The 22,174-nt window shown below is 63.6% G+C and carries 22 protein-coding genes and 1 pseudogene; 9 read left to right on the top strand and 14 right to left on the bottom strand.

Annotation, left to right across the window (positions count from 1 at the left end):
* Positions 1-46 precede the first annotated feature (46 nt).
* Together K8374_RS02860 and K8374_RS02855 are read right to left on the bottom strand one after the other, a co-directional pair.
* Positions 47-694 carry a peptidase M15 gene (locus tag K8374_RS02860; protein ID WP_224457855.1) on the bottom strand — a complete coding sequence of 216 codons (648 nt, stop codon included), beginning with the start codon at positions 692-694 and terminating at the stop codon, positions 47-49.
* Between the two features lie 65 nt (positions 695-759).
* The gene (locus tag K8374_RS02855) at positions 760-1,104 is read right to left on the bottom strand and encodes a hypothetical protein (protein ID WP_224457854.1); all 345 of its coding nucleotides are present in this window, start codon (positions 1,102-1,104) and stop codon (positions 760-762) included.
* Between the two features lie 73 nt (positions 1,105-1,177).
* Between K8374_RS02855 and K8374_RS02850 the strand changes: the two genes are divergently transcribed.
* The 3 genes and pseudogenes from K8374_RS02850 to K8374_RS02840 all read left to right on the top strand — a co-directional run.
* The gene (locus tag K8374_RS02850; RefSeq protein WP_224457853.1) at positions 1,178-2,053 is read left to right on the top strand and encodes a WYL domain-containing protein; all 876 of its coding nucleotides are present in this window, start codon (positions 1,178-1,180) and stop codon (positions 2,051-2,053) included.
* A 330-nt stretch (positions 2,054-2,383) separates the two neighbouring features.
* Positions 2,384-2,872 (top strand): LexA family protein, encoded by a 489-nt coding sequence (locus tag K8374_RS02845; RefSeq protein WP_224457852.1) that lies wholly within the window; start codon positions 2,384-2,386, stop codon positions 2,870-2,872.
* 654 nt (positions 2,873-3,526) lie between these two features.
* Positions 3,527-3,773 (top strand): annotated as a pseudogene (locus tag K8374_RS02840) (hypothetical protein); the annotation flags it as partial.
* Here the strand turns inward: K8374_RS02840 and K8374_RS02835 are convergent.
* The 7 genes from K8374_RS02835 to K8374_RS02805 form a co-directional block, all read right to left on the bottom strand.
* Positions 3,734-4,663 (bottom strand): malate dehydrogenase, encoded by a 930-nt coding sequence (locus K8374_RS02835; RefSeq protein ID WP_224457851.1) that lies wholly within the window; start codon positions 4,661-4,663, stop codon positions 3,734-3,736. The pseudogene K8374_RS02840 and the gene K8374_RS02835 sit on opposite strands and share 40 nt — an antisense overlap.
* Positions 4,664-4,797: 134 nt before the next feature.
* Positions 4,798-5,241 carry a GFA family protein gene (locus K8374_RS02830; protein WP_224457850.1) on the bottom strand — a complete coding sequence of 148 codons (444 nt, stop codon included), beginning with the start codon at positions 5,239-5,241 and terminating at the stop codon, positions 4,798-4,800.
* A gap of 269 nt (positions 5,242-5,510) precedes the next feature.
* Positions 5,511-6,905 carry a GABA permease gene (gene gabP, locus K8374_RS02825; RefSeq protein WP_224457849.1) on the bottom strand — a complete coding sequence of 465 codons (1,395 nt, stop codon included), beginning with the start codon at positions 6,903-6,905 and terminating at the stop codon, positions 5,511-5,513.
* Positions 6,906-7,317: 412 nt separating this feature from the next.
* The gene (locus K8374_RS02820) at positions 7,318-8,328 is read right to left on the bottom strand and encodes a zinc-dependent alcohol dehydrogenase family protein (protein ID WP_224457848.1); all 1,011 of its coding nucleotides are present in this window, start codon (positions 8,326-8,328) and stop codon (positions 7,318-7,320) included.
* 61 nt (positions 8,329-8,389) lie between these two features.
* Positions 8,390-8,944, bottom strand: a complete 555-nt coding sequence (locus K8374_RS02815; protein ID WP_411969627.1) for an HAD family hydrolase — start codon at positions 8,942-8,944, stop codon at positions 8,390-8,392.
* A 32-nt stretch (positions 8,945-8,976) separates the two neighbouring features.
* Positions 8,977-9,846 carry an acyl-CoA thioesterase II gene (gene tesB, locus K8374_RS02810; RefSeq protein ID WP_224457846.1) on the bottom strand — a complete coding sequence of 290 codons (870 nt, stop codon included), beginning with the start codon at positions 9,844-9,846 and terminating at the stop codon, positions 8,977-8,979.
* 92 nt (positions 9,847-9,938) lie between these two features.
* Positions 9,939-10,508 carry a GNAT family N-acetyltransferase gene (locus tag K8374_RS02805; RefSeq protein WP_224457845.1) on the bottom strand — a complete coding sequence of 190 codons (570 nt, stop codon included), beginning with the start codon at positions 10,506-10,508 and terminating at the stop codon, positions 9,939-9,941.
* Between the two features lie 179 nt (positions 10,509-10,687).
* Between K8374_RS02805 and K8374_RS02800 the strand changes: the two genes are divergently transcribed.
* From K8374_RS02800 to K8374_RS02790, 3 genes are all read left to right on the top strand, one after another.
* Positions 10,688-11,371 (top strand): histidine phosphatase family protein, encoded by a 684-nt coding sequence (locus K8374_RS02800; protein WP_224457844.1) that lies wholly within the window; start codon positions 10,688-10,690, stop codon positions 11,369-11,371.
* A 67-nt stretch (positions 11,372-11,438) separates the two neighbouring features.
* Positions 11,439-12,353, top strand: coding sequence for a histone deacetylase (locus K8374_RS02795; protein WP_224457843.1), 915 nt, complete (start codon positions 11,439-11,441; stop codon positions 12,351-12,353).
* Positions 12,354-12,502: 149 nt separating this feature from the next.
* The gene (locus K8374_RS02790) at positions 12,503-13,744 is read left to right on the top strand and encodes a TIGR03862 family flavoprotein (protein WP_224457842.1); all 1,242 of its coding nucleotides are present in this window, start codon (positions 12,503-12,505) and stop codon (positions 13,742-13,744) included.
* Positions 13,745-13,849: 105 nt separating this feature from the next.
* On the opposite strand, the gene K8374_RS02785 is transcribed toward K8374_RS02790, so the two are convergent.
* Both K8374_RS02785 and yedA read right to left on the bottom strand, forming a co-directional pair.
* Positions 13,850-15,181: a DEAD/DEAH box helicase gene (locus tag K8374_RS02785; protein WP_084855516.1), complete on the bottom strand. Its 1,332-nt coding sequence runs from the start codon at positions 15,179-15,181 to the stop codon at positions 13,850-13,852.
* 55 nt (positions 15,182-15,236) lie between these two features.
* A complete protein-coding gene (gene yedA / locus K8374_RS02780; protein WP_224457841.1) occupies positions 15,237-16,157 on the bottom strand; it encodes a drug/metabolite exporter YedA in 921 nt (306 codons plus the stop codon).
* A 154-nt stretch (positions 16,158-16,311) separates the two neighbouring features.
* Here yedA and K8374_RS02775 point away from each other — a divergent pair, with 154 nt between their 5' ends.
* Positions 16,312-16,770, top strand: coding sequence for an Lrp/AsnC family transcriptional regulator (locus K8374_RS02775; protein WP_224457840.1), 459 nt, complete (start codon positions 16,312-16,314; stop codon positions 16,768-16,770).
* 70 nt (positions 16,771-16,840) lie between these two features.
* Here K8374_RS02775 and K8374_RS02770 read toward each other — a convergent pair whose 3' ends face one another.
* Both K8374_RS02770 and K8374_RS02765 read right to left on the bottom strand, forming a co-directional pair.
* Positions 16,841-17,320, bottom strand: coding sequence for an NYN domain-containing protein (locus K8374_RS02770; protein ID WP_084855519.1), 480 nt, complete (start codon positions 17,318-17,320; stop codon positions 16,841-16,843).
* Positions 17,321-17,392: 72 nt separating this feature from the next.
* Complete coding sequence (locus K8374_RS02765; protein ID WP_224457839.1) at positions 17,393-18,124, bottom strand: DUF2076 domain-containing protein; 732 nt, start codon at positions 18,122-18,124, stop codon at positions 17,393-17,395.
* A 154-nt stretch (positions 18,125-18,278) separates the two neighbouring features.
* On the opposite strand from K8374_RS02765, the gene K8374_RS02760 reads away from it, so the two are divergent.
* Entirely contained in the window at positions 18,279-18,935 is a 657-nt protein-coding gene (locus K8374_RS02760; protein WP_224457838.1) for a YciC family protein, read from the top strand.
* A gap of 108 nt (positions 18,936-19,043) precedes the next feature.
* Positions 19,044-19,547, top strand: coding sequence for a hypothetical protein (locus K8374_RS02755; protein ID WP_224457837.1), 504 nt, complete (start codon positions 19,044-19,046; stop codon positions 19,545-19,547).
* 14 nt (positions 19,548-19,561) lie between these two features.
* On the opposite strand, the gene hrpB is transcribed toward K8374_RS02755, so the two are convergent.
* A complete protein-coding gene (gene hrpB / locus K8374_RS02750; RefSeq protein ID WP_224457836.1) occupies positions 19,562-22,090 on the bottom strand; it encodes an ATP-dependent helicase HrpB in 2,529 nt (842 codons plus the stop codon).
* Between the last annotated feature and the right edge of the window lie 84 nt (positions 22,091-22,174).

Here is a 22,174-nt window from a genome sequence, read left to right as displayed (position 1 = left end):
GATGGCACGCCGCATCCGCGATGTTTCAGCTTACTGGAGCCACGGCTCATGCCAGGCTCTCCAACCATGGGCGAACGATCACCTTGCGCTCATCCAGACTGAGTGTGGCTACCCCGTCTTTTACCAATGCTTTCTTGTCCCCGGTATGGGGGTTGGTAACGTACGTGCTGATGCTGGGTAACGTGTTCGGGTTTGCGCTCCACCGAAGGTTAAATGCCGCAAGTCTGGGAAACCAGAACTGGCTGGCATACGGCAGGTTGTCGTGAGTCCACCAGGCCAGCGGCGTCCAGTCCTTGCGCTCCTCATACCAGGGCAGCAATGCCGGCACCACGATGCAGGCAGTCGCGCCCAGATGCCCTTCAGGGTCCGGATAATCCCATATGTGCTCCGCGTAGTTTTTTTCGTTGGCGGCACAGCTGTACTGGTTGTTGTTCTCGGCCCCTTTAGCGTTGACTGCCGGAGCCCTGTAAGCCGAGCGAATGACGATCCGCCCAAAGCGCTCCTGAAGTGGCTCCAACAGCTGTTCGCAAAGCCCTCGCCCGGCTTCAATGGCGCGATCAGGATAATCCGGAATGTTGGGGATGCCCTCGATCTGGCTGATTTCCGAGTAGAGGAAATCCCGCATGAAAAAGTGCTTGGATAGCCGGACGCGCCCCAGCTCTTCTAGGGCCTGTACCGATGCTGGCTTATTCATCCTAATGTGCTCCGCTGCGACTCAATATCCATTGCTTCCGGTAAATCAACGCTACCTGTAGATCATCAGCTGTCGTGCCGCATCTGCGTAGCTTGCCCCTGAGCAAACTCAAGCTGACGCTTCAACTGCTCGACATGCGCCCTTTCGGCTCGCAGGCCGGCCGTCAGCTCAAGTATTTCGTCCTCTTGCTGATGCACCCGCATCTGAAGGTACTCCAGCTTGGTCTGTGAGGCATGCAAGTTGGCACGTGCTTCGCGCTGCTTAAGAATCTGCCAGTACAGCGCAGCTCCGGCACCTTGGACAATTACTAAGCAAACACCTACGACGAGCCACGACACCCCAAGTCCAAACACGCTTCGCTCTCCCTTGCTGGCCCGCCGTGTTACGGCGAGCTTGAATGACAGCGCCACGATATGTAGCTTTAAACGACGTATCTAGAGTGTTTGCCCGTACAGGTAAAGTTTTCGTGCAGATGGAGAGACCATGAAACGCAAACAGGAAATCGAGTCCGTACGCTGGGATCTGGCGCTGCGCTATCGCCTGATCGAGACGGTGGTGTGGTGGGAAGGACGTTTAACCACCGGGCACCTGATGCAGAGCTTCGGTATCAGCCGGCAGCAAGCATCGAAGGACATCAATTCCTACATCACCGACTACGCGCCGAAGAACCTGGAATACGACAAGCATCTGAAGGGGTATGTGCCGAGCAGCCACTTCAGACCGCTGTTTATAGATGACAGTGCCAGCGCCTATTTGCACCTACTCAACCAGAACCATGACCGTGCACCACACATCGAAGGACTGGCATTGGCCTATGCGCACACCGAGGTGCTGCTGGTGCCGGATCGCTCGGTGCGGCCGGAGCTGCTGCGCCCGCTTCTGCGCGCCTGCCGCGAAGGGCTGCGGCTGGAATGTGAGTACGTGTCTTTCACAACTCCGGACGGTGAAACGCGCCTGATCGCCCCACACACACTGATCTACACAGGTATGCGCTGGCATGTGCGGGCGTATTGCGAGAAGAACAGGGATTATCGCGACTTCGTGCTCAGCCGCTTTCGCGGTGTGCCGGAGTTGATGGACGACAAGACCGAAAATACCCGCGAACAAGATCCTGGGTGGAGCACGCGGGTGCAAGTCATCATCGAGCCGGACTCACGCCTGAAACCCGAGCAGCGAACGATTATCGAAGCAGACTACGGTATGCGTGATGGACAACTGGTGATCGAGACCCGAGGCGCGTTGGTGCAGTACGTGTTGCAGCGCTATCAGATCGACCCAACCAAGGTGCATGCCAAGGCAACGGCTCAGCAGATCGTCGTAACCAACCTGGATGAGCTGCAGCCCTGGCTGTATCACTGACAAGGAACAAGCGCATCGGCTTGAGTCGATGCTGCCAGGCGAGGCTATTTCTTAGTCCGTAGTACCACCGCAGGCCAGCTTGGCCAGCCCGAGCAGTGCAGGCAACAGCAGCACCAGTGGCAAAAGATCGCTAAGGGTTGGCAGCAAGTTCATAGGAGATCCTCCTGGTCGGTTTCCACCAACCTAGCTAAATCGACCCGACAGCGCGATCTGTCTACTTTTCGCCTGTAAACAATTCGTGCATACCCTAGGCACCGGCGACGAACGCACCTTGTTTGGATTGCGGAGGCCGGATTACTGTATATAGACACAGTAATTGAGCATCCCGCTATGAGCACTGCATTTATCCTCGGCCCGCTGCAGCTCAGCAGCACAGCACTCCCGCTCTTTGATGCACGCGTTCCGGCTGGTTTTCCCAGCCCCGCGCTTGACCACATGGAGCACAAGCTTTCGCTTGATGCGCTGGATCTGCAGGCCACACACACTTATGTGGTTGCCGTGAGCGGTGACAGCATGACAGGTGCAGGCATATTCGATGGTGACCATCTGATCGTCAGCCGCGCCATCACGGCAAAACCTGGCCATGTGGTCGTTGCCTGCCTAAACGGTGATGTCTTGGTAAAGCGCCTGGCAAAGGAGCAGGGCCAGTACATTTTGCAGTCGGAGAACCCGAATTACTCTCCACGCTACATCCTAGAGAACGATGAGCTGACGATTTGGGGCGTCGTCACTCACAGCCTGCGGAATCACCTAGCCCATGGCTGTATCGGTATACGCACTCGTCGACTGCAATGCTTCCGGACCCTTACTAACCGTTAGTATTGATTTTTTTAATGTAATTCAACGCGTTACTGTTTGTAACTATTCATAGATTTTTCGAGGCCCGTATTCTACTGAATCTAGCCAATGGCAAGGATATGTATGTCACCACTCGAAATGGCGCTTCCTTCATCGGCTGCAGTCGCCCCAAATCGTTCGGTCGTAACGGGCGACAAGCGGCCAAGGGCAGCCACTCACTGGCAGCAAAATTAGTTTTGGACTACCCCGTCATAAATCAATATTGTGGTCTACTCCGATTACTCCCGGTCAACATCGCAGGGGCTGCAGCTTTTGCAGGGCCGCCGGGGGATAGTTGACGCGAAAACTACCTTGAAAAACGCCGTTCCTTACAAATCAATAGTATATAAAATCATTTCAGATTACCCCGGCCATTAAAAACGTCCACGGACGTCTCTTCTTTGGGAATTTGCACTATCCAGAACTAGCATTTTTTACCGGTATACCACTGACGTTTTACATTCCCGTGGGGCATCATCAGGTGCCTAGCATAACCCCCCCTTCCAACGAGCGTACCCTGAGCAACCCCCAGAAGCTGCACGAAGAGCGCGAGCACGGCAATCAGCTGGATTCTGACCCGTGGCACCGCGGCTCGGTTTGCTCTCAGCGCGCCCGCGGCGCCTACAGCCCAGCGAACCACGCGCGGTAAATCTTCAGCGCCTCCACGCGCAACTCCCGGGCGGTATTGCCGCTGGCACTGGCCTTGCCTGAAAACATCCGCAGGCTGGCAGCGGCAGCAGCCATTACCCAGACATCGAACAACACCCCGGCTGTTACATTGACTCACTCCCCGTACCCATTTCTGCCCGGATCTTATTCGTCAACGCCCAACCCCTACCCTGCTCACAACGCCTTCATCTCAGCAATATCCCGCGCCACCTGATCTGCAGAGTGGTCAAACATCGCCTGCTCCTGCACAGCCAGCGGCAACTCGATCACCCGCGCCAGTCCCTGCTCTGCCAATACACAAGGCACGCCCATGGCGATGTCGTGACGCCCGTATTCGCCCTGCAAAATGGCCACCGCCGGTAAAATGCGGTTTCGTCCATTGGCGATCGCATCGACCATCTGGGCAATGGCCACACCCGGCGCATCGCAGGCGCTGCCCAGTTTCTTCAGGCCGAGGATCTCACCACCGCCTTTACGCGTACGCTCGACAATTTGCTCGATCTGCTCATTGCTCAAGAAGTGCGACAACGGCACCGAGCCGATCTGGCAGTAGCGCATCAGCGGCACCATGCTGTCACCATGCCCGCCCAACACCAGCGCCGTGATGTCCCGGGCAGAAAACCCGGTTTGCTCGGCGATGAAACACTTCATGCGGGCAGTGTCCAACACGCCGGCCTGCCCGAACACCTTGTCGCGACCCAGGCCGCTGATACTCCAGGCGCGGTAGGTGAGCACGTCGACTGGGTTGGACACCACCAACACCGTTGCCGTAGGTGCATGCTGTTGGATATCGGCCATGATGCTGTCGAGGATGGGCAAGTTGGTACTCAGCACATCCTGACGCGACTGGCCTGGCTTGCGCGGAACGCCTGCAGTGATGACCACCAGTTCGGAGCCATTCAGCATCTCGGCTTTGGCCCCGCCGTAGACACGGGTATCAGACCCGGACTCTACAGCAGCCTGCCACACATCCAGCGCCTTACCCTGCGCCAGCTCACCCTGAACGTCCATCAACACCAGCTCACGGCATAACTCATCCCGAGCGATGATTTGCGCTGCCGCCTCGCCGACCAGCCCGGCACCCACGATTGTCAGTTTGTCCATCGGACACCTCCTAGCCGCGTGCGCACCAGGAACACGCCTGCGTATAAAGAAGTATCGTCCGCTGGGGCGAAAACACATCCGAAAACTTGCGCCGTCGCAGGCCCTGTTGTGAGTGACCTTTCGGGGCCATCAAGTCACTCAGGATGGCGCGTGTAACGCAGCCACCCGGCAATGCCTGAGCCGCCCCCTACGCGGTCTTTGGGATGACTCCGGCCCTCATTGACGGGCACTTCCGGGAAGTCGAACGGGCTCATTCCCTCGATACACGCCACGTTGACGCCGTATTGGTCCGGCGCAGAACGGCGTTGGTGGAACGTGTAGATACCGCACTTTGAGCAAAAGTAATGCTTTGCTTCACGTGTGTTGAACTGATAGAGGGTGAGCGCCTCTTCCCCCTGGGTGACCGTGAGGTCGTTCAGATTGGCCGATACCGCTACAGCACCACGCATACGGCAGAGCGAGCAGTTACACCTGCGCGCGGTACGCAAACCATCGGTCAGGCGTACAGAAAAGCGGACAGTCCCGCAATGGCAGGCCGCTTGGTAGAGTGGACGGTCATCGTTGCTGTCATCGGTCATAACAGGCCTCTAATCGGTTCCTGGAAGGCGAAGCGTGGTCTTGCCACAGGTGCAATGCTTCAGGGCTGTATGATCTCCTTCAAAGCATACAATCCCCCTTTCGCAAGGAGCCACTCTGTAGACCGCTGCCGCACCAGTGCCCACTACCAGGTCGTTGCCACAGTTGCGACAGATAACCCCCGAGTGCCTCACACCGAAACACCTCGCCCAAAACGAAAAAAGGCACCTGTCACCAGATGCCTTTTCCTTTACCCAGAATCGACCGACTGTCAGCCCACCGAGCGAGCCATCGCCGCCGCCCGCGCCTGCCCACGGCTGGTGATGATCCCCAGGAAGGAAATCACCAACGCCAAGCCCAGGGTCGAAGTCACCTCCGCACGATGCTCCTCGGTGAACATCATCACCCCCAAGGCGCCAGCGATGAAGATGATCACCGCCCAGGTCAGGTACGGGAACAACCACATACGGAACTTCAGCTCAGTGCTTTCGCGCTCCAGGCGGCGGCGCATGCGCAGCTGGGAAATGGCGATGGCCATGTACACCAGCAAGGCAATGGCACCGGAGCTTGCCAGCAGGAACTCGAACACGCCCTTGGGCGCGAAGTAGTTGAGGATGGCGATGCCCGCACCGATCAGGGTGCTGCCGAACACGGCGGCGTAGGGTACGCCGGCTTTGTTGGTGTGGTTCAGGACGGCCGGGGCGTCGCCGCGCTTGGCGAGGGAGTACATCATCCGCGAGGCGATGTAGATCGACGAGTTCATGCAGCTGGTCACGGCCACCAGCACCACCAGGTCGACCATGAACGCGGCGTTGGGGATGTTCATGATTTCCAGGGCGCGCTGGTAGGAGCCAACCACTGCCAGTTGCGGGTCGTTCCACGGCACGATGGAGATGATCACGAAGATCGACAGGATATAGAACGTGCTGATACGCCAGATCACCGAACGGGTGGCCTTGGCGATGTTGCGCGACGGGTCGCTGGACTCGGCTGCGGCGATGGTCACCGCTTCGGTGCCGATGAAGCTGAACATCACCGTGATGAAGGCGCCGACCACGGCAGACCAGCCTTTGGGCGTGAAGCCGCCATGCTCGGCCATCAGGGTGCTCAGGCCGCTGACCTCGCGGTTCGGCAGCCAGCCCATCAGGGCCGCGAAGCCCAGGCCGATGAAGCCGAGGATCGCCGTGACCTTGAGGATCGCGAACCAGAATTCGAATTCGCCGTACTTGGCCACGCTGAACAGGTTGGTGCCCGCGAGCAGCACGACCGAGAGCAGAGCGAAGATCCAGCTGTCCACCTGGGGGAACCAGGCGTTGAGCACGTGGCCTGCGGCCAAGGCTTCGATAGGGATCACCAATACCCAGAACCACCAGTACAACCATCCGATGGTGTAGCCGGCCCAGCGGCCGATGGCTTGTTCAGCGTAGGTGGAGAAGGAGCCGGTGTCGGGATGGGCGACGGCCATCTCACCGAGCATGCGCATGACCAGTACCACCAGGGTCCCGGCCACGAAGTAAGAAAGAATGGTAGCTGGCCCGGCCGCCGCGATGGCGTGCCCGGAACCTACGAAAAGTCCGGCGCCGATGATGCCCGCGATGGACAACATCGTTACATGACGTGGCTTGAAACCTTGTGCAAGGTTGCCATCAGATCCCACGGTGTTCATTGGTCTTGTTCTCTTTTTGCTGACACAAGGAAAGACGGGCAGACGTAGGCGAAAAGCTTCTCCTTTGAAAGAACGGTAACCAGGTACACCACTCACGCTCTGTTGTTGACCTTCTCACGCTCAGGGCGATGCACCGACAAAATGCGGGGTCCACTTTAAGCCGGGGTGGGCGAGGGCAAAATACTCGAAAACGTCTCGCAACTGTTCGATCGCGACACGGCTTTGCCAGGCGGGTCACATTTATCAAATGGCCACTAGGGGTGCTCTGGGACGGGCGTTCCAGCGGAATGGGACCGAGGGCGCTACGCGCCCTTTTCGCGGCACAAGGCCGCTCCTACAGGGGGGGACGCGCGTCCTGTAGGAGCGGCCTTGTGCCGCGAAAGGGCTGCGCAGCAGCCCCCATTTGGCTGCCTCAATAGGTCAGGCAGATCTTGCCGAAATGGCGATTGCTTTCCTGGTAGCGGAAGGCCTCGACGATCTGCTCGAGCTCGAAGTGCTTGTCGACCACCGGCCGCAGGCCATTGGCATCGATCGCGCGGATCATCGCCTGCTGCTGGGCGCGGCTGCCTACCAGCACACCCTGCAGGCGAATCTGCCTGACCAGCGCCTGGACCAGCGGCAGTTGCCCGGCAACGCCGGTGAGGATGCCAATCAGCGAGACATGCCCGCCGATACGTGCAGCGATCATCGATTGCTCCAGGGTCGCCGGGCCACCCACCTCGATCACGTGGTCCACGCCACGGTTGCCGGTGAGCTCGCGCACTTTTTCGCCCCACGCCGGGGTGCTGCGGTAGTTGATCAGGTGGTCGGCGCCCAGCGCCTTGAGGCGCTCGAGCTTGGCATCGCTGGAGGAGGTGGCGATCACCGTGGCGCCGGCCAGCTTGGCGAACTGCAGGGCGAAGATCGACACCCCGCCGGTGCCCTGCACCAGTACCGTATCGCCTGGCTTGAGGTGGTCGTCGCTCATCAGCGCACGCCAGGCGGTCAGGCCGGCGGTGGTCAGGGTCGCTGCCTCGGCATGGCTGTAGCCCTGGGGCGCCAGGGTGAAGGCGGTGGCGCGGGCGGTGACCTGCTCGCGGGCATAGCCATCGATGCCATCACCTGGCACGCTGGCGAAACCTTCCACGTTCGCCTGGCCGTCGAGCCAGCCCGGGAAGAACGTGCTCACCACCGAATCCCCGACCTTGAATTCGCTGACGCCCGGGCCCACGGCAACCACCTCACCCGCACCGTCGGCCATGGGGATGCGCCGCTCACTCGGGCCCCACATGCCGCTGACCACCGCGAAGTCATGGTAGTTGAGGGAGCTTGCGTGCAGGCGCACGGTGATCTCGCCAGCCTGGGGCGCGGGCGCCTCGCAGGTGCCGACCTGGACTTTGTCATAACCGCCACCGGGTAGGACGTAGATCGCTTTGCTGCTCATGGCTGGGTCTCCTCGGTAAGTCGAAAACTGCAGTGCAGCTTAGCCTGTGGCTGCATGGCGGTCAGCTCAGCAACCCCCGCAGCGCATGGCAATCCGCGGCATGCCAGTCGGCAAGCTCCGGCCAGGGGTTTTCCGGCAGGTTGACCAAGACCGTGCGCGCGCCAGCGGCGCGGCCGCAATCCAGGTCGAAACGGTAGTCACCGACCATCACCAGCTCGCTCGGTGACACGCCCCAGGCGCCGGCGATCTTCAGCAGGCCGTCGGGGTTGGGTTTGGGCGCGGCTTCGTCGCGGCCGAGGATATGCTCGACCGGGAAGCAGTCCGCCAGGCCGATGGCCTCCAGCGTCACATGGGCCAGCTCCCGGGCGTTACGGGTGAGGATCCCCAGCTGGCAGCCGCGCCCGGCCAGTTCACGCACCAGCTCGACGGCGCCAGCCGCCGGGCGCGAGGCGATCGCCAGGTCCCGTTCATGCTCCAGCAGCCAGGCGTGCTTGGCGGCCGCCTCCTCCACCGGCAAGGCCGCCAGGTGGGTGAGGATGTCGTGCTCCGGTGGAATGCCCAAGGCCTCGCGGATGGCGGCGAAATCATGCACGGCCACCGTCAGGGTGCCGTCCATGTCGAACACCCAATGACGAACGGCGCCAAGGCTCACGCCCAGTCCTCGCGATGGCGGATCAGGCCTTCCTGGCACGACGATGCCACCAGTTGGCCGGCGCGGTTGAAGATGCTGCCGCGGTTGAACCCGCGCGCGTTGCCAGCCCAGGGGCTGTCGGTGGCATACAGCAGCCACTCATCGGCGCGCAGGTCGCGATGGAACCACAACGCGTGGTCGAGGCTGGCGATCTGCATGTCCTTCTGCCACACCGACTTGCCATGGGGCAGCAGCGAGGTGGTCAACAGGCCGAAATCCGAGGCGTAGGCCAGCAGGTACTTGTGCAGGGCCGGCATGTCCGGCAGCTTGCCGTCGGCGCGGAACCAGGCGTACTTGATTGGCTCGCCCGGCTTGGGATTGAACGGGTCGCGCTCGGTGACCGGGCGGATCTCGATCGGCTTGGCGCACAGCACCTTGTCACGAATGCGCTCGGGCAACTGCTCGGCCATGGCGCTGGCCAGTTCGACCTCGGTGGGCAGGTTTTCCGGGCCGACCACGTCAGGCATCTGCACCTGGTGCTCGAAGCCGCCCTCGTCGTACTGGAACGACGCGCTGCAGGTGAAGATGGCATGGCCCTTCTGGATCGCCGTCACCCGCCGGGTGCTGAAGCTGCCACCGTCACGCACGCGGTCCACCGAGTACACCACCGGCATGCTGGCATCGCCTGGGCGCAGGAAGTAGCCGTGCAGCGAGTGCACATGGCGCGCCTCCTCGACCGTCTGGCTCGCGGCCGACAGCGACTGGCCCAACACCTGGCCGCCGTACAGTTGGCGGAAACCCAGGTCCTGGCTGCGCCCACGGAACAGGTTCTCTTCGATGGATTCAAGGCTCAACAGGTCGACCAGGTCGTCCAATACATGGCTCATGGGGTTCTCCTAGCAAGGCATCACGGCTCTACGGCGCAGTTATGCAGCAAATGATACAGGGTTTGTCATTGACGCCCTGCATAAGCTGCCATTCAGCCACGCAGGGTTTCTTGCCAGCGTGCCCGGTCGATGCGGTACAGCACGTGGGGGCGCAAGGGGTGGCCGACAGCCAGGCGGGGGTGTTCGAAACTACCGGCGAGGTCCTGGACCATGCCGATGGCCTGCATGACCTTCTGCGACGGCAGGTTGCCCTCGGCAGTGAACGACACCACCTCGTCCAGGCGCAATTGGGCGAAAGCACAACGCAGGCAGGTCCAGGCCGCCTCGCTGGCGAAGCCAAGCCCCCAATGGCGCCGGGCCAGCCGCCAGCCGATCTCCACGGCCGGGGCGAAGGGGGCATCGAAATTGACATTGAGCAGGCCGGTCATGCCGATGAACGCACCGCTGTCCTTGCGCTCCAGTGCCCACAGCCCGAAGCCGTACTCATTGAAATGCCCACGGATGCGCCCGATCAGCGCTGCCGCCTCCAGGCGCGTCATCGGCGCCGGGAAGTAGCGCATCACCTGAGGGTCGGCGCAGAGCGCGGCGAACTCGCGCAGGTCGTCGTCCTGCCACTGGCGCAGGATCAGGCGTGCGCTTTCCAGCTCGAGGATGGGAGTCATCAAAGCCGCTCCGAATTCGCAGTCATGCATTCTACAGCGTAGGCGCAGGCCGGGCCTTCACCCAGCCCCGGGTTCGTGAATGTAATTTTCACGCCCGCTTCACCACGCCCCGACAGCACACTTCGCACAATGCCCGCACAGATCGCGGCCTGCCCGCGTCATCGGCCACGGAGTGCAGCATGCAGTCGAGCAATACCCTGGAAAACCCCGCCGTTCACATACCGCCCAAGCGACGCCAGCTTTCCTGCAAGGCGCTGGTTGCAGCCGCCTGCCTGGTGCTGGCCGCGCTGACCACCTGGCTATCGACGAGGGCACACATCGTGGACCTTGCCACCGAACAACAGCTGAGCGACAGCGGCCTGCTGCAGGATTGGGCAGAGGGCGCGGTAATCGTCATGATCCGCCATGCCGAACGCTGCGACAGCGCCCCAGGCCCCTGCCTGGATGACCCCACCGGCATCACCATGGCCGGCAGCCAGGCCGCAAGCCGGGTCGGCCAAGGCCTGAAGAGCCTCGGCCTGAACAGCGCCGACCTCTACAGCAGCCCCAAGCTGCGCACCCGGCAGACCGCCCATTTCATTCTCGGCCAGGCCATACCCACCGCGAGCTGGCTGGAAAACTGCGACAGTGGCTTTTCCGAAGAAGCCATAGCCCACAAACGCCCAGGCCATAACCTGGTGTTGGTGACCCACAACGGGTGCATCGACCACTTCCAGCGCACCTTGCACGTACCGGGCGGTGAACGGGAAAGCGGTTACGCCAGCGCGCTGTTCGTCTCGGTGGGCAGCGATGGCAAGGCACGTATCCTCGGCCGCCTGAACGCGCCCGACTGGCAGCGGGTACTGGCCACCACCGAGCAATAGAGGCCTCGGTGGCATCGCCTCGTCACTGCTGGCAAGATCAGCGCTTGCCCCTCGACGCGAAACCACCATGCCGTTGCCGCTGATCTACCACGACGACTACAGCCCGGAGTTCCCACCCGAACACCGTTTCCCCATGGACAAGTTCCGCCTGCTGCGCGACCACCTGGTCGACAGCGGCCTGGCCTTGGACACCGAGCTTTTGCGTCCGCAGATCTGCCCCAACGACATCCTCGCCCTGGCCCATGACCGTGGCTACATCGAGCGCTACATGAGCGGCGAGCTGTCCCGCGAAGATCAACGCCGCCTCGGCCTGCCCTGGAGCGAGGCGTTGGCGCGGCGCACCGTACGTGCCGTGGGCGGTTCGCTGCTGACCGCCGAGATGGCCTTGGAACAGGGCATCGCCTGCCACCTGGCCGGCGGCACCCACCACGCTCATTACGATCACCCGGCCGGGTTCTGCATCTTCAACGACCTGGCGGTGATCAGCCGCTACCTATTGGAAGCGGGTCGCGTGCACCGGGTGCTGATCTTCGACTGCGACGTCCATCAGGGCGACGGCACCGCACGCATCCTCCACGACACGCCCGAGGCCATCACCGTGTCGCTGCACTGCGAGCAGAACTTCCCCGCACGCAAGGCCCAGAGCGATTGGGCCATTCCCCTGCCCCGGGGCATGGGCGACAACGCCTACCTGAAGGTGGTGGACGACGCCCTGAACTACCTGCTGCCGCTGTACCAGCCTGACCTGGTGCTCTACGACGCCGGCGTGGACGTGCACAAGGACGACGCCCTAGGGTACCTGCAGCTGACCGACGCTGGCCTGGCCGCCCGCGACGAGCAGGTCATGCGCCATTGCCTTGGCCGCGACATCCCCGTGGCCGGGGTGATCGGGGGTGGCTACAGCAAGGATCGCCAAGCCTTGGCCAAACGTCATGGCATCCTTCACCACAGCGCGGCGCGGGTGCTCGGTTGTTCACAATGACTGTGGAACCGCCTGTGGATAACCTGCGAGAAAGCCGCTACAGGCCTTTAACTGCCTGATGTACAAAGCTCTGGTTATTTTTTGTGCAGTGTTTCCCCGGGCCTGGCTGGGGTAGAATGCCGGCTCTTTTCCACAGCCTGAAAACCTCCATGCCCAGCCAACGCCCTGCCTCCCCTCCCCTGGTCGCCGTCATTGGTGGCGGCCCCGCCGGCCTGATGGCCGCCGAGGCACTGGCAGGCGCCGGCATGGCCGTGCAGGTGTTCGATGCCATGCCGTCGGTGGGCCGCAAGTTCCTGCTGGCCGGCGTGGGCGGCATGAACATCACCCATTCCGAACCTTACCCAGCCTTCGTTGCGCGCTACGCCGAGCGTCGCGACGAAATCGATGCCCTGCTTGGCGACCTGGATGCCGACGCCTTGCGCCAGTGGATCCACGGCCTGGGCATCGAGACCTTCGTCGGGACGTCCGGGCGGGTGTTCCCCCGCGACATGAAAGCCGCGCCGCTGCTACGCGCCTGGCTCAAGCGCCTGCGCGACAGCGGTGTGGTTATCCACACCCGCCACCGCTGGCTGGGCTGGAATGATGACGGCACCTTGCGGATCGCTTATCCACAGGGCGAACTGCGCCTGCACGCCGATGCCGTGGTGCTGGCGCTCGGGGGCGGCAGCTGGGCGCGCCTGGGTTCCGATGGCAGCTGGCAGCCATTGCTGGCCGAACGGGGTGTGGATATCTCGCCGCTACGGCCGAGCAACTGCGGCTTCGAAGTGGAAGGATGGAGCGAGTTACTCAAGGACAAGTTCGCGGGCGCGCCCCTGAAGAACATCGCCCTGAGCGTACCGGGCAGTACGCCGCGCAAGGGTGAATTCATCCTCACCGCCCAGGGCATCGAAGGCAGCCTGGTCTATGCATGGTCCGCTGCGGTGCGTGAGGCCATCGATCGCGACGGCCGGGCCACGTTGCTGCTCGACCTGCTGCCGGACCGGCCTGTGGATAAAGTCGCCCAGGCCCTGGCCAAGCCACGCGGGTCCCGTTCCATGGCCAAGCACCTGCAGGGTCAGTTGGGGATCGACGGGGTCAAGGCGGCACTGCTGCGTGAGCTGACCGACCAGGCGACCTTCGCCGACCCCGCCTCGCTGGCCAAGGCGATCAAGGCCCTGCCGATCGAACTGGTGCGCACGCGGCCATTGGACGAGGCGATCAGCAGCGCCGGTGGCGTACGTTTCGAAGGGATGGATGAAGGCTTGATGCTCAAGCAGATGCCTGGCGTATTTTGCGCGGGGGAAATGCTGGATTGGGAGGCGCCGACCGGCGGCTACCTGCTGACCGCCTGCTTTGCCAGCGGGTTGCGAGCGGGCAAGGCGGCCGTGGCGTGGCTGGAGCGGCGTCGCTGATAGTGGGGCTGCCTTGCAGCCCAATCGCGGGACAAGCCCGCTCCTACAAAGACCCTGTAGGAGCGGGCTTGTCCCGCGATTGGGCCGCAGAGCGGCCCCAAAATCTCAAGGCTTACGCTTGCGCGGCCCGCTGTTGAAACTCGGCACCTTGCGCACCGGCTTGACCGCAGGCTCCGAAAAACTCGCCTCGGCACTGTCCATCCAGCGCCCCAACCCACGCTTGGCACTGCTCTCCTTCGGTTTCTTGGGTTTCTTCGGCTTCTTCAGCACCTGGCCATTGGCATCGGTCAGCGGCACCCGGTGATCGGGAATGAAGTCTGGCTCTTCATGGCGCGGCAGCGTCTGGCGAATCAGCGTCTCGATCGCCGCCAGCAGCTGTACTTCATCCGCACACACCAGTGAGATCGCCTCGCCCTTGTTGCCCGCCCGACCGGTACGGCCGATCCGGTGCACGTAGTCTTCGGCCACGATCGGCAGATCGAGGTTGACCACTAATGGCAAGTCGTCGATATCCAGGCCCCGAGCGGCGACATCGGTGGCCACCAGCACCTGGATCTCGCGCGCCTTGAAGCTGTCCAGAGCGCGCTGGCGGGTGGCCTGCGGGCGATCGCCATGGATACCGTCGGCGTTGACGCCCTCGCCCAGCAGCCGCTCCACCAATTGATCCACACCGTTGCGTGTCTTGGCGAATACCAGCACCTGCTTCCAGCGCTGCTTGCGCAGCAAATGGCAGAACAGGTCGGCCTTGCGCTTCTTGTCCACCGGCACCAGCCACTGTTTCACGGTGCTGGCGGTGGTGTTGCGCGGGCTGACCTCGATGCTCAGCGGGTCGTTCAAGGCCAGGCCCGCGAGCATGCGGATCTGGTCGGAGAAGGTCGCGGAGAACAGCAGCGTCTGGCGCTTGCGCGGCAAGGCGGCATACACCGCCTGCAGCTCCTCGGCGAAGCCCAGGTCGAGCATGCGGTCGGCCTCGTCGAGCACCAGGACCTGCACCTGGCCGAACTTGACCGCGTTCTGGCGGAACAGGTCAAGCAAGCGGCCGGGAGTGGCCACCAGCAGATCGACGCCCCGACGCAGGCGCATCATTTGCGGGTTGAGGCTGACCCCGCCGTACACTGCGTAGGTGCTCACCGGCAGGTTTTCGGCGTACTCGCGGACATTGGCATGAACCTGCTCGGCCAGTTCACGGGTCGGCACCAGCACCAAGGCACGAATCGAATTGCTCTGCACCTTTTCCCCTTCCAGGGCCAGGCGCTGCAGTACCGGCAAAGCGAAACCGGCGGTCTTGCCGGTGCCGGTCTGGGCCGCGGCCATCAGGTCGCGGCCGGCCAGCACGGCGGGGATGGCCTGGGCCTGGACCGGGGTAGGCGTGGTGTAGTCCAGCTGCTGCAGGGTGCGCAACAAGGGTTCGATCAGGCCGAGTTTGGCGAAATTCATGGAGATACCGTCAGGGGGGTTCAGCGAAGGCGGCAGTTTACCGCAACGCCCCATCTTACTTGCACATTTCGCCCTTCAACGGTGCCGGCGGCTCGGGAGCCTTGCGCCACTGCGGCAGGCCGATCAGCACCACAGCCCCGATGATCACCGCCATCGCCACGCATTCCTCGGCGCCGATCCGCTCGCCGGCGAAGACGATCCCCAGCAGCACCGCCACCGCCGGGTTGACGTACGCATAGCTGGTGGCCGCCGCCGGGCGCACGTGCTTGAGCAGGTACATGTAGGAGCTGAACGCCAGGATCGAACCGAAGAACACCAGGTACGCCAGCGCGCCCCAGCCCGCCGGGGTCGGCATCTGCACCAGGCGCTCACCGCTGACCGCGCTGCCGATCAACAGCGCAGCCCCACCGACCAGCATTTCGGCGGCACTGGCCATGGCGCCTTGGGGCAATGGCAGGCTCTTGCTCCACACCGAGCCAAAGGCCCAGGCGGCTGCGGCGAACAGGATCAACGCCGCCCCCATGGGGCTGGCCTGCAGGTTCGAGCCCAGGTTGAGCATGCCGATGCCGACCAGGCCGAGCACGATACCCGCCCACTCCAGACGCGAATTGCGATGCCCGAACAGCAAGCCGAACACCAGGGTGAACAGCGGCACCGTCGCCACCGCCAGTGCCGCGACGCCCGATGCCACGCCGGCATGCTCGGCCAGGGTCACACCGCCATTGCCGCAGCTGAGCAGCAGAAAACCGATCGCCCCGGCCGCACGCCACTGGGGCCAGGTCGGGGCAGGTACGCCACGCCAGCGCAGGAAGCCATACAACAGGCTGCCGGCGATGACGAAACGCACCCCGGCCATGAGCATCGGCGGCCAGGACTCGACGCCGATACGAATGAACAGGTAGGTGGAACCCCAGACCAAATAGAGGGCCAGAAAGGCGCCGATGAGCAACAACGGGGCAGGACGGGAAGCAGGCATGGGAAAACACTCGAAATCCGTTTACGGGTGACTTAGTTTAGAAAGGGCCTCGCGCAAACTTAAGTTACAAAACAGCTTTAAATGACCAATACACTTTGCAATGAACGGTTATGCGAGGGCTTGGCCGTGGATTGCAAGGCAGACAGGAACGATCATGGACAAGTACGACCGCATGCTGCTCGCCGCCCTGCTGGAAAACGGCCGAGCCACCTACGCGCAACTGGCTCGCCAGGTGAATCTGTCCGCGCCGGCGGTGGCCGAGCGGGTGGCCAAGCTGGAGGCCAGCGGGGTAATCACCGGGTACACCGCCAAGGTCGACCTGGAGAAGATCGGCCTGCCGATCCAGTGCGTGATCGAACTGCGCCTGGCCAGCCACGGCAACCAGCAGGCCTACAACGCGCTGACGCGGATCCCGCAGCTCACCGAATGCCATCGGGTGACGGGCGACCCCTGCGTGATCATGCAGGCAGCCGTGGGGTCGATGAATGAGCTGGAGGCATTGATCAACCAAGTGTCGCAGCTGGGCTTCAGCAAGACCTCGATCATTCTGTCCAGCGCCGTGGAGCGGCGGGTGCCGCTTGGGCAGCTAGAGGGCAACGGTAGGAAGGCCTGAATTTAATTGCCTGTGCTGGCCTATCGCGGGACAAGCCCGCTCCTACAGGTACGACGCTGGCCATGTGGGCTCAATGGCGCAGCAAAAGCTGCCCCTCGATCGGCACGTACCGGCTGGCCGCGCGAATCAACGACAGCGCGGTAAGCCCAGGCACCCCATAGACCACCGTCTCGACGCCATGACGCTGGTTGGCCCGCTCCATCAGTAAATCAAAGTCGCCATCGCCGGAGGCCAGCACCACCTGGTCGACCCGGCTGGCGGCATCGATGACATCCAGGGTGATACCCACGTCCCAATCCCCCTTGGCCGAGCCATCGCTGCGCTGGATGAACGGCTTGAGCCGCACCTCGAAGCCCAGGTTGCGCAGGATCTGCTGGAACTGTTGCTGCTTGCTGTCACCGCGGTCGATGGCATAGGCCACCGCCTCGACGATCTGCCCCTGGCGACTGACATCGGCCCAGAGCGCGGCGTAGTCGAAGTGGCAGCCATGCACCTGGCGCACGGTGTAGTAGAGGTTCTGCACATCGGCGAACAACGCGATCTTCTTCACCCTGACCTCTCTGGCTGCGTGAACGGGGCTGCACGGCAGCAGCCCCCAATGCGCGCCAGTATGCCAGAGGCGTCAGACGAAGGTGTCGTCGTCGGAGAAGAAGCCACCGCCATCGCTGCCGTAGTCGCTGTCCGCAAAGCCCTGGTCGTAGCCGTAGTCACCGTTGTCGGCCACCTGGGGTTGGCTACCCTGGTCGGTCCAGCCGCCGTTGTCGCTGGCCGGCGCCGGTTCTTCCTTGATCACCTCGACCACTTCCTCGGGCTGGGCGCCATGGTTGAACAAGCTGCTGATGCCTTGTGCCAGCAGCACGCCACCGGCCACACCGGCGGCCGTCTGCATGGCACCGCCCAGGAAGCTGCTGGCGCCACTGCGCGCCGGCGCGGCATTGAAGGCAGGCTGCTGGCGTTGACCGAAACCTGGCGCCGACGGCTCGCGCCAGCCACCACCGGAGGCCACCGGCGCGGCCGGGCGCTGGGGTTGGGGCGCCGGCGCGGCCTCGCGCGCACCGCCACCGAACAGCCCCGACAGGAAGCCCCCGCCACCACTGCCACTGCGGCTCGCCTCAGCTTGCGCCCGGGCCTGCTTGAGTTCGGCCTCGAGCTGCTTGTTCTGCTCGTCCAGACGCTTGATAGCAGCCTCCTGGACCAGGATCGCCTGGGCCATGTAATACGGCGCTGCCGGCTGCTGGCGCAGGTGTTCCTCGATGCGAGACTGCGCCTGGGCATCGCGGGCCTGGCCGGCATCCTCGGCTTGCTTGATGCGGCCGAACAGGCCATCGATCAGGGTTTGCTCTTCAGTATTCATTGGCTACCTCGTGCACAGGGCGAACATCGGATAGCGTCAAAGATGGGGGTCGCGGGCGACGGAATCAATCAGCCAAAGGGTGAAACTTTTTTCAGCGAGCGGCGGACTGGGCTAAAGTTACGCCCTGCTTTTTCTGCCATGCGATATAGACCCGATGAATCCGCTGAGCGTCCTGCGCGACTCCCTGTACTTCTTCCGCCGCCACCTGGTGAACATCATTCAGCTGTGCCTGCCCTTGGTCGCGGCCGAAGCCCTGTGCACCCAATTGCTGTACCGCCAGCTGGGCGATGAGGCCTCCCCGGCCTACGGCATGTTGGTCAGCCTGTTGTTCTACCCGCTGTACAGCGCCGCCCTGATTCTTTACATGGACACCCGCAGCAACGGCCAGGACATCGCCAAGCGCAACCTGTTCGCCCGCGCCGTGCAGCTGTGGCCGGCCCTGGCCCTGCTGATCCTCATCAGCTCGCTGCTGATCATGGCGGGCCTGGCGCTGTTCATCTTCCCGGGCGTGTGGATCATGATCAACCTGGTGTTCGCCGAGTACCTGCTGGTGCTGCGTGGCCTGCCGGTGGTACAGGCCATGCGCGAGAGCGCCCGGATGACCACCGGGCACTTCATGCGCATCCTGATCTGCATGCTCGCCGTACTGGCACCGCTGTGGCTGCTCGACGGCCTGCTGCTGATGGCCTTCCCCGAGCCGCAGCCGGGCGTGCAACTGGCGCTGGACAGCCTCAGCGGCTTCCTGCAGCTGTTCAGCAGCGTGGTGCTGTACCGCCTGTTCATGCTGCTGGAGGGCGAAGCCGGCGCGTGAGCCGCCCCGCCCGACGTACTGTTTCCCGCCTCCATTCACCGGTACCGGCTCGCAGACTCGGTCGACGGGCAGCACCGCAGCTGCCCTTGAATGGACAAGGAGACTTCCATGACAGACGTCAATCCACCCCTGGCGATCAGCGAGACACTCGAGGCATTCCAGGGACGAATCTATATGCTGGTCGATGGGCGGCCGGTCCCGTTGCGGCTAAGCCGCAGCGACGACAAGTTCCACTGGGGCTTGAGCCCCGAGGATGACTGGCTACAAGCGGGTGGGAACAAGGTGTCTCCGGTGTTCCATTTCGCGTTCCACTCCCGTGCCGAAGGCCGCTACCACGTCGTCATAACCGGTACGGGTTGGCGAGCGAACCAGAAGCTGGGCATCAGTCGCAACGGCTACCTAGGGCTATACGAAGTCGCCGATGTCACCGACTTCTGGAAGCTGGAACCAGTGAATTGGACCGAGAAGGGCCTGCACTGCCGCTGGCGCGATCACCGAGGGCATCAGGTCAAGGCCATCGCGGACACGCCCCACCGCGACCGAGGTGCCTATTACCACCTGAATGTCGAAGAAGGCGTGGCCCACGAATTCCTGATCGAACGCGTGGGCTGACCTGGCCCGCTATGTCAGGTGCCCCTGGGCTTGGCCCGCGCGGTGGCCTCGGCCACCAGCGGGTCATCTGGCCAGTAGTGCTTGGGATAGCGCCCCTTGAGGTCTTTCTTCACCTCCGAATAGGTCGTGCGCCAGAAGTTGGCCAGGTCCTGGGTAACCTGCACCGGTCGCCGTGCCGGTGACAACAGGTGCAATTTCACCTGCTGGCGGCCCTGGGCGATGCGCGGTGTATCGGCCAAGCCGAACAGCTCCTGCAGGCGCACGGCGAGGATCGGCGGGGTTTCGCTGTAGTCCAGGCGAATGTTCGAGCCGGAGGGCACGGTCAGGTGCGCCGGCGCCCATTCGTCCAGGCGCTGCGGCAATGGCCAGGGCAGCAGGTTGCGCAGCATCGATGCCAGGTCCAGCTGGGCGAAGTGGCTCAGGCGCGAGACCTTGCCCAGGTAGGGCTGCAACCAATCCTCCAGGCTGGCGAGCAGTGCTTCGTCGGACAGGTCCGGCCATTGGCTTTCACCGCTAGCCTCCAGATCCAGCTGCCGCAGCAGCGCCACCCGCGCCTGCCACTGGCGCAGCTCCGGCGTCCAGGTCAGCAGGTTGAGGCCCTTGCGCCGCACCAGCCCGAGCAACGCCTTGGCTCGCGCCTCATCGTCCAGGCCGGGCAACGGCTCACGGCTTAGCACCAGCTCGCCGACCTTGGCCTGACGCTCGGCACGCAGGACCTGCTCGCGCTCGTCCCACTCCAGAATATCGACCCGCTCGACCTGCTCGGCGAGCACATCCTCGAGCAACGTCGGGTCGAATTCGGTCGCCAGGTAGATCCGCTCTTCCCGCTGGCCCTGACGGCTGCCCAGGTCGGCGATGACCAGCCAGGGACATTTCATCAGCGCATCGACCTCGGCGAACAGCGCGGCGCGGCCGTTGGCCAGGCGATATTCGGCCCCGCCTTCGCGACGCTGCTGGGCGATGCGGTCCGGGTAGGCCAAGGCCAGCAACGCACCCAACCAGCGTGGGTGCTCCGGGTCGGCAACCGAGGCCCCAGCCTTGCCGCGGAGCAAGCCTCGGTACTGCCTGGCCAACTGTCGCGCACGCTGCACACCGCCCTGCCCGCCCCGGGCCGCCTTGCTTTCCCCGCTGACCAAGGCCAGGCGGCTGTGCAAGTCGGCGCCGCCACCACGCTGGATATCCCGCTCTCCCAGCAGCGCCGCTACGTCACAGGCCATCTGCGCCAAGCCCAGGTCCTGGCCGCGCAGCAACAAATGGGCGATACGCGGGTGAGCTGGCAGCTCGGCCATGGCCAGGCCATGTTCGCTGAGGCTTTCCCGGCTGCCGGGCTTGTAGGCTTTCAGGCGTGCCAACAGGTCCTGGGCCTGAGCCAGGGCGGCAGCGGGTGGCGGGTCGAGCCAACGCAGCTGGTCCGCCGTCACGCCCCAGCGCGCCAGCTGCAAGGCCAGCCCGGCCAGGTCGGCCTGCAGGATCTCGGCGCTGCCGTGGGCCGCCAGCTGGTCGTGCTGGGCCTCGGACCATAACCGATAGCAGACGCCCGGCTCCAGGCGCCCGGCACGGCCGGCGCGCTGGGTGGCGCTGGCGCGGGAGATGCGCTGGGTGTCCAGGCGGGTCATGCCGCTGCCCGGGTCGAAACGCGGCACCCGCGCCAGCCCTGCGTCGATCACCACGCGCACGCCGTCGATGGTCAGGCTGGTCTCGGCGATGTTGGTGGCCAGCACGACCTTGCGCAGCCCCTGGGGAGCGGGATCGATGGCCGCGCGCTGGGCGTTGAGGTCCAGCTCGCCATGCAACGGGCAAAGCAGGATGTCGGGGCGTTCGCCCAGCGTTTCCTGCAACGCCTGGTGTACGCGGCGGATCTCGGCCTGGCCAGGCAGGAACACCAACAAGCTGCCGGGCTGCTCCGCCAAGGCCTGGAGCACGCAGTCGACCACCCGTGGCTCGACGAACTCGCCCGGCTGGAACGGGCGGCTCCAGCGGATGTCCACCGGATGCATGCGCCCTTCGCTGCTGACGATCGGCGCATCGTCGAGCAAGCGCGAAAGGCGTTCGCCCTCCAGGGTCGCGGACATCAGCAGGATCTTCAGCGGCGGCTCGTCACGCAGCAGTTCCCGACCGTTGAGACTCAGGGCCAGGGCAAGGTCGGCGTCGAGACTGCGCTCGTGGAACTCGTCGAAGATCACCAGCCCTACGCCCTCCAGCGCAGGGTCGGCCTGCAAGCGGCGGGTGAGGATACCTTCGGTGACCACTTCGATACGTGTCGTGGGGCCGACCTTGCTGTCCAGGCGAATACGATAGCCCACGGTTTCGCCGACCTTCTCCCCCAGCTCGCTGGCCAGGCGTTCGGCGGCTGCGCGGGCGGCCAGGCGACGGGGCTCGAGCATCAGGATGGTCTGCCCGGCCAACCACGGCTCATCGAGCAGGGCCAGGGGTACGCGGGTGGTCTTGCCGGCGCCGGGCGGTGCTTCGAGCACGGCCTCGTCGCGCTCGGCCAGGGCCTGGCGCAAGGCGGGCAATACGGCATCGATTGGTAATGAAATCATGGTGGTCCTCGAACAGAGGTCCGAGTATAACGGCGAACCACGCCTGGCTTATCATGGTCTGAACAACAGGAGCTGGCGTTTGGC

The organism is Pseudomonas sp. p1(2021b) (assembly GCF_020151015.1).
Taxonomy (GTDB): Bacteria; Pseudomonadota; Gammaproteobacteria; order Pseudomonadales; family Pseudomonadaceae; genus Aquipseudomonas; species Aquipseudomonas putida_K.
Note: the sequence above shows the minus strand (reverse complement) of the source record. Positions and strands in the feature narration are given on the sequence as shown.